Source organism: Microcoleus sp. (assembly GCF_049646505.1).
GTDB lineage: Bacteria > Cyanobacteriota > Cyanobacteriia > Cyanobacteriales > Microcoleaceae > Microcoleus.
Genome location: NZ_JBARVX010000253.1, coordinates 1 through 2,559, shown reverse-complemented (window position 1 = coordinate 2,559; position 2,559 = coordinate 1). Strand labels below are relative to the sequence as shown.

Below are 2,559 nucleotides of genomic sequence, written 5' to 3'. Positions count from 1 at the left end.
TATTTCCTAAATGGCTGAACGAAAACGATCGCAAATTTTTCATCTGGAAACAAAAACTCAAGGCCGGTGAATTCGATCCGGCTGACGATCTAGTGATTCGGGCGATCGCCGCCCGGATTGTCGAACGCCAAGGCACTGTTTTGTATCGCTATGTTGCCGATCTTTCTATGGCAACCGACTCGATCGTTAGCAGCCGCCAACAGCAGCCCCTCTGCATTCAAGTAACTACTCTTTCGGATGAGTTTTCTCAACAAAAATATCAAAAATGGCAACAAACTCTTCGAGATTGGGGGATTGACAGAGGATTATTTTTAAGTTATGATATAAACGATGCAAATTTCCTGAACCAGTTAGTTAACATTGCATTATATAATAGCGATAATTTGCCCGCAGGTCGTTACCTGAAGTTCCCGTAAATCAACCAAGTCTGCTGCTGAGAATAGTTCGACTGCTAAAAACTCGGTGAAGAAGAAATTTTGACTTGTCTCACATATTGCACAATTCTCGACAATGGCAAAAACCTAAGCATCAGTCCGCTCCCCCGCAAAGGGAAGGCTGCGCCAAGATTTTTCCTCCTTTTTTCTGTTTCCGGGAGGGGTATTCTGGCAGACTGCGACAACAGGCACAGGTGTCAATTTAACGTCAAAGGCAGTACGAATCTGCTGTTAGATTATTATGCCCGATTATCCCCCCGTCCCGCCCTAAAAAAAAGGGGGGGAAAAGAGCATTTTCTGGCGTCCCCGCAACGATTCGGGGGATGCCAGGGGTATCGGCAGTAGGGGATAAACGACAAATACCGATGTTTTCAGGCGATTGTTGACTCTTTCCCAAAGTCAACAGGTACTCGATACGCTAAACAACGGGAACATTTACCAAAACAATCAATAAGATTTGAATAACTAGCAACTCGGTATAAAGTGAATAGAGATTTGATTGAATTGCTGTGAAATTGTTGGAAAAAAAATCAAATTAAATCAAAATCAATACTATGACAGTACAAGCTAAAAGCACCGTTGAAAGCAACTTGCAAAAAGTCTGGGAAGAACTGGAAGCAGCCAGAAAAATGCAGGATGATTGGATGGATCGCGGGGTAGATTTTGTGGATTTGTACGTGGAAGATGCAGGCGGTGATTGGTTGGAAAAGTGGGAAAAATGTGAAAAAGAATTAGAGCTGATAAAAAACAAAAAGGTAGATGTTGCAGCAGTCAAAGCAGCGATCGACCTGGAGGAGTTTGGGCGAACCGAACTGCTGGAAATTGCCTTGACAGGCCCTTGGCAGGCTGGCGATCGCGCCACAGGCCAAAATGTGAAGCACCAGCGGCTTTCACTCTTGGGCGGAGCAATTTTTGGTGCAGTTGTTACCGACTACCTGTACCGCACCTATCCCGATCTCAACTGCGATTGTATTTCGACCCTAAAAAGTCGTTTTACAGACCATAAAAAAGTTGCGGAATTAGCACAAAAGTTAAAATTGAGCGAACTCAGTCGGCCTGCAGGTAGGGGGAATGAAACAGACAAAAGCGAGGACAACAATTTTTTGTCTCAGACTTTTGAGGCTTTGTTTGGGGCGATTTACTTGGAGTTCGATCGGAATTTTTGCCGTGCGGGTAAATGGCTGATCGAGCGATCGCTAGAACCGACACTCAGCCAGCACATCGATCTAACTCAGCAGCCCGAAAGCGCGCCGGAAAACGAACTCAAACGGCGGGAAATCCTGGGTGCGGCGATTCTAGAGGCGATCGCGATCGACTATCTGTACAACCGCTTTCCCGAACGCAACGCCAGCCAGCTAATTAGCTGGAAAAATCTGTTAGTGGCAAAACAGATTTTTCCTAAAGACTTTCAAGCAAAACTAGGCAGTCGTTACTTGGAATTGGAGAGCAATTTCTCCCGTACCAGCGACTGGTTGGTAGATAACTTTATCAAAACCGCAATTGACGAACTAATAGAAGAAACCGACTCTCAACCAGAATATCTGATTGACACGGGCAACCCGGAATCGCTGCCAGAATTTGTTAGCAAGATTGCCGACAAAAAGTGGAAAAATGAATTTTTGAGAACAGTCGGTATTTTGCAACCGGCTGACGAACTTTTGCTGCTGATGCAAGATAACATTGACAGTATGGTGGCTAAAAATGAAAGTTTGCAGCAGTTGCTAATCTGGGCAAATAACAAATCGCTGTCAGCAGAAAAGAATTTCAAAGGGGCAGAAATTCGGGCTTTTTATGTTGCCTTAGTTTGTGTCCTGGCTTGGAGTTTGACTCGCGTCCTCGATCCGAGTCTGGAGTTTGATAAATCGCAAGTTTGCCAGTTGCGGAAGTGTTTGGAAAAAGCTGAAAAAGATGTGGAATTTGCGGATGTTAGCGGCACGGGGAAACACGATTTTTACGGTGATTTGACTGGTGTGTTGGTTGGGATATTGGCGCTGGATCTTGAACCGGAACTCAAACAACTGCTGCAACAATTTCAGCGTCAAATGCCGGAAGTGCAAAATTGGAAAAAGTGGCGGAAAGAGTGCGGCAAAATTTGGCTGGAAAAATTCAAAATGGCGATCGGCTA

The 2,559-nt window shown here is 44.9% G+C and carries 1 protein-coding gene and 1 pseudogene; both read left to right on the top strand.

Annotated elements, in window-relative coordinates:
• Nucleotides 1–416 (top strand): annotated as a pseudogene (locus tag WBA89_RS13565) (hypothetical protein); the annotation flags it as partial.
• A 572-nt stretch (nt 417–988) separates the two neighbouring features.
• On the top strand, nt 989–2,559 hold a 1,571-nt coding region (locus WBA89_RS13560; RefSeq protein WP_424407185.1), incomplete at its 3' end, for a ribonuclease III domain-containing protein.